The sequence below is a fragment of the Vreelandella indica genome (genome assembly GCF_037070225.1).
Classification (GTDB): Bacteria; Pseudomonadota; Gammaproteobacteria; order Pseudomonadales; family Halomonadaceae; genus Vreelandella; species Vreelandella arctica.
In genome coordinates this window covers 1-4339 of the sequence record NZ_JBANSO010000063.1, presented here as the reverse complement: position 1 = coordinate 4339, position 4339 = coordinate 1, and the positions used below count along the sequence as shown (strand labels likewise).

Genomic DNA, 4339 nt, shown 5'->3' with positions numbered 1-4339 from the left:
CACCCGAAACTGGGGGGTCACTGGTTCAGTGTCGCTTAACCCAGGAAAAGTGAAGGAAATCGAGCGTAATAAAAAGGCTGCTTAAGCTCAGCCATTTGGACAACTGGGTTGAAAATCACCGATTGTGCATTAAAAATAAGGATAACCGAGAATGACTCTTCCAAAGGTAGTTTTTATCGGTACTGGCGGTACGATGTCATCGCTGGGTAAAGACAGTCTAGATATACTTGACTACAGTGCCAATGATTCGCGGTTACATGCAAGTCAGATCGTAGAACGCATCCCTGAACTGAAAAATATAGCTGAACTGATCACTGTCAATTACAACAATATCATTAGTAGTCAAGTTTACTTTCCTGAGTGGCAGGATCTGGTGATGCAATGTCATCAGCTTGCCAATGATATCCCCGATCTGGCTGGCATTGTTATTGGTCACGGCACGTCTTCGCTTGAAGAAACTGCTTGGTTCCTCAATCTAACCCTTAAAATTGACTTACCTGTCATCTTAACCGGCTCGCAGAGACCTATTAACGCGCTCTCCAGCGATGTCGGTATGAACCTAGTCAATGCTGTGAGTGTCGCAATCAGCCCTGTAGCGCATGGCTGTGGTGTGATGGTGTTGCTCAATGACGAGTTACATGCTGCACGCGAAGTGACTAAGACCAGCACTACTCGTCTACAGACGTTTCAATCGCCTGTTACTGGGCCTTTGGGACATGTTGATGGAGAAAACGTAAACATATATAGGCGACCTTTGAGGCGGGTTGCACCCAATACCGAATTTTATATAGAAGAGTTGGAAACACTACCGAGGGTTGATATCTCTTATGCCTATGCCGGTTCCGATGGTAAGGCGGTAGATGCTTTTGTCAGCGCTGGAGCAAGAGGCATTATTTCGGCAGGCTTCGCGCCTGGTATCACCACGCCAGCCGAAACTCTGGCGCTTAATAATGCTGCTATGCACGGTGTCGTAATAGTCCAATCGACCCGTGCTGGAAGTGGCAATGTATATCGCGGTAAGCGTTTGAGAGAGGCGGGCTTACTAGTAGCTGATAACCTTAATCCGCAAAAAGCAAGATTGTTACTTGCTTTAGCGTTGAGCGTAACCCGTGAAACCGATGACATCTTACGTATTTTTTCTGAATACTGATATTTAGGAGTTTTTTATGTTGACGGATACCGTCTCCTTGGAAAAAGAATTCGAAGCTTGTCTAGCGCGCCATGGCATTTCTATTCCGGTTGGGCGCAGAGAGGTAATGTTTCAGGCTTTCGTCGATTTCCGTGCCCTGCTTGCCGAAATGCCTAGTGAACTTGAGTCGACGCTGGAGCCAGCATATATCTTCGCACCTGGTAGACACAGCAACGAGGTATTTAGAAATGAAAAATAATGAACTGGAAAATTTAACGATTGCGGAAGTTGGGCGCGAACTGCGTAGCGGGCATTTATCACCGGTAGAGCTTACCCAAAGTTATCTTGAACGAATCAAGCGTTATGACGCATCACTACATTCGGTTGTTCTATTAACTGAGGAGCGAGCTCTAGAAGATGCTCGCCGTGCCGAAAGTGAGCTAGCTCGTGGGCAAGATCGTGGCCCTATGCATGGCATTCCTTATGGCCTCAAGGATATTATTAACAGTAAGGGAATCCGTACTACCTGCCAGTCTCGCCTTCTTTTAGATAACGTGCCTAGTCAAGATGCTGAAGTGGCACGGCGACTCCATGAGGGTGGTGGTGTATTACTAGGTAAGATGACGACCCACGAGTTTGCTATCGGTGGACCATCGTTCGATCTTCCTTTCCCACCAGCTCGCAATCCTTGGAATAAAGATCATTTCACTGGCGGTTCGTCGAGTGGTTCCGGTGCTGCTGTAGCTGCGGGGTTCATGCCATTGGCTCTAGGCACCGATACTGGCGGCTCGATCCGCCTGCCAGCGGCTTATTGTGGCATCGCAGGTATAAAGCCAACCTATGGCCGAGTGAGCCGCCGGGGTGTGGCACCACTCTCTTTCTCGCTCGACCATATAGGGCCTCTGGCCTGGCGTGTAGAAGACTGTGCGTTGGCGTTACAAGTCTTAGCCGGATACGATGCCAGCGACCCTGGCTCAGCAGACCAGGATGTGCCAAATTATCAGGTTCAGATGACGGGCGATATACGTGGTCTGAAAATAGGTTATTTACGCCAGTTCCATGACGAGGGCGCTGATCCTGAGATGGTTGCCGGAATGGATGCTGCCATTGAGAATCTCGTAGAGTTGGGGGCAGAAGTGTCTGAAGTAACCCTGCCTTCCATGCGACTTTTCCAGGCTGTACAGCAGACTATTCTCTCGGCCGAAGCATTTAGTATTCACGCGCAGCATTTGCGGGAACGCCCAGAACAATATTGTCGCAATAGTTTTGAGCGCATGGGCATGGGATGCTTCGTAACAGGGGAAGATGTGATTAACGCCCAGCGGGTGAGGCGACAATTGACTGCTGCAGTAGACGCTGTGTTTAAAGACGTCGACATTATAGCTTGCGCTTCGGTGCTAGCGCCTGCATCGCGCATAGAGGATGTAGAAGTGGTTCCGTTCCGCAGTCAGCCGCCTGTGACCGCGCCATTTAATGCCACAGGCCATCCCGCTTTGTCGTTGTGCTGTGGTTATAGTCAGGCAGGTTTGCCGCTATCGCTGCAACTAATCGGTCACTACTTCGACGAAGCTAATCTTTTCCGTGCAGGGTATGCCTATGAGCAGGCTACCGATTGGCGCTTACGACGACCTAAACTTGAAAATACTGAAATATAAAATCCTGCGAGTTGATTGTGGTGATGTCATGAAAGTGATGCCCGCTAAGACCTGAAATAGGAAGAGCAAATTGACAACACCTGGCTAGTGCCGGTTGAGATAAGTTTTCGCCAGTATTCGCAGACGGTTGGCGTCAAAGCTCGGATCGTGGCCCGCATGGACGATGTTCACCGGTAGGGTTATCAACCGCCGCATGGTATGGATATAGTCGTCGATGTCCGAATCGGGGAAGTTGTCTAGCAGCGGGCCATTGTAGATAGCATCCCCGGAAAACAGGGTGCCGGTGTTGGGCTCCCAGAGACCAATACTACCGGGCGAGTGGCCTGGCAGATGCAATACTTCAAAAGCGATGTCCCCCAGGTCAATGATGTCGCCCTCGTTGAGCAATCGCGTGGCAGTCGTCGGGGGAGTGCGGAAAGTCAGTGGGTCGAAGCCCGGCTCAGGGAGGGCGTCAATCAAACACTCGGGCACCTCGTAGCCCGCTTGTTGGAGGTCCGTCCGCAGTCCCAGTGGCCAATGATGACTGCACAGTAGCGGGAAGTCCTCGGGTTGCTCCAAACCCTTAATTTCCATAGGGTGAGCCAGTCGATGGGAGAATTCGTGCAGGCTACCCATGTGGTCCAGATGGCTATGGGTGGCCACGGCGAGCATAGGGTTTGTCGATCAGGCTGGCGATGGCCCGCTTTAAGCTGCTAAGACCCATGCCACCATCGATCAGCAGATCCCTGTCGCGGCCACGCACATGCCAGATATTGCACTGAAACACGCGAGCGACGTGAGGTTCCCACAGTCGGGTAATGCGATGGTCAACGCGCTCGCGAGCAAAACAATGGTCGGCTACTTTCATGCTTGCCAAGCCTCTATTAGGGTATGTGACTTACTGCGCGCACCGAAAATACGTAAGCGCGCCATAAAACCCATCTACCCACCTTAACTTTGGCTGATCACACTGGTGGTCTCTTTAGCATTGGAGATCATCATGAGTCGCGACCTCAATTCCACTCAAGCATTTTGGTTAGGGCACCTGTCTTATGCCGCCGCGTTACAGATGCCGTTAAGCGCGTATGCTGAAGCGCAAGCCGTGACGTTAGCCGACCTGATGGCGTGGGAAAATCGGTTAATTGTGCAGGGGGTTCCCGTGCCACCACGTTGTCGTCCCGCGCGGTTTGTCGCGGTGGAGGTCGTCGCATGATACGCCCAAGCACTGATCTGAGGGTGTACCTGTGCCGAGAACCCGTCGATATGCGCAAGCAAATTGATGGATTAGCACTGCTGGTTCAGGAAGCCATGGCCTTGAACCCGTTTGATCAAGCGTTGTTCGTGTTCGGTAATCGCCAGCGCGATAAAGTGAAGCTGCTGTTCTGGGAACGTAACGGCTTTGTGGTGTGGTACAAGCGCTTGGAGCGTGAGCGGTTTAAATGGCCAACGCACCTAAAGGACGAGACCGTGACGCTAACGGGTCAAGAACTTAACTGGTTGCTGGATGGCTATAACCTGAAGGCTATGCAGCCTCACAAAGCGTTGGCTAACCGTGTCGCTCCTATTTTAGGGGCGT

General features: G+C 51.3%; 7 protein-coding genes. 5 read left to right on the top strand and 2 right to left on the bottom strand.

What is annotated here, in order from left to right:
- Positions 1 to 151: 151 nt before the first annotated feature.
- From V8L71_RS20350 to V8L71_RS20340, 3 genes are read left to right on the top strand one after another with little or no spacing between them, the layout of a single operon-like run.
- Positions 152 to 1150 (top strand): asparaginase, encoded by a 999-nt coding sequence (locus tag V8L71_RS20350; protein WP_336275299.1) that lies wholly within the window; start codon positions 152 to 154, stop codon positions 1148 to 1150.
- 16 nt (positions 1151 to 1166) lie between these two features.
- Positions 1167 to 1388, top strand: coding sequence for a hypothetical protein (locus V8L71_RS20345; protein WP_336275298.1), 222 nt, complete (start codon positions 1167 to 1169; stop codon positions 1386 to 1388).
- Positions 1378 to 2784 (top strand): amidase, encoded by a 1407-nt coding sequence (locus V8L71_RS20340; RefSeq protein WP_336275297.1) that lies wholly within the window; start codon positions 1378 to 1380, stop codon positions 2782 to 2784. The genes V8L71_RS20345 and V8L71_RS20340 overlap by 11 nt, the downstream gene beginning before the upstream one ends.
- A gap of 84 nt (positions 2785 to 2868) precedes the next feature.
- Here the strand turns inward: V8L71_RS20340 and V8L71_RS20335 are convergent, their stop codons facing one another.
- Both V8L71_RS20335 and V8L71_RS20330 read right to left on the bottom strand, forming a co-directional pair.
- On the bottom strand, positions 2869 to 3399 hold the full coding sequence (locus tag V8L71_RS20335) for an MBL fold metallo-hydrolase (RefSeq protein ID WP_336275300.1): 531 nt from the start codon (positions 3397 to 3399) through the stop codon (positions 2869 to 2871).
- A 13-nt stretch (positions 3400 to 3412) separates the two neighbouring features.
- A complete protein-coding gene (locus V8L71_RS20330) occupies positions 3413 to 3631 on the bottom strand; it encodes an MBL fold metallo-hydrolase (RefSeq protein ID WP_336275296.1) in 219 nt (72 codons plus the stop codon).
- 132 nt (positions 3632 to 3763) lie between these two features.
- On the opposite strand from V8L71_RS20330, the gene V8L71_RS20325 reads away from it, so the two are divergent.
- Together V8L71_RS20325 and tnpB are read left to right on the top strand one after the other, a co-directional pair.
- Positions 3764 to 3976 carry a hypothetical protein gene (locus V8L71_RS20325; RefSeq protein ID WP_336275295.1) on the top strand — a complete coding sequence of 71 codons (213 nt, stop codon included), beginning with the start codon at positions 3764 to 3766 and terminating at the stop codon, positions 3974 to 3976.
- Positions 3973 to 4339 (top strand): IS66 family insertion sequence element accessory protein TnpB (gene tnpB / locus V8L71_RS20320; protein WP_336275294.1); only part of this gene is annotated, 367 nt, incomplete at its 3' end. The genes V8L71_RS20325 and tnpB, both read left to right, overlap by 4 nt.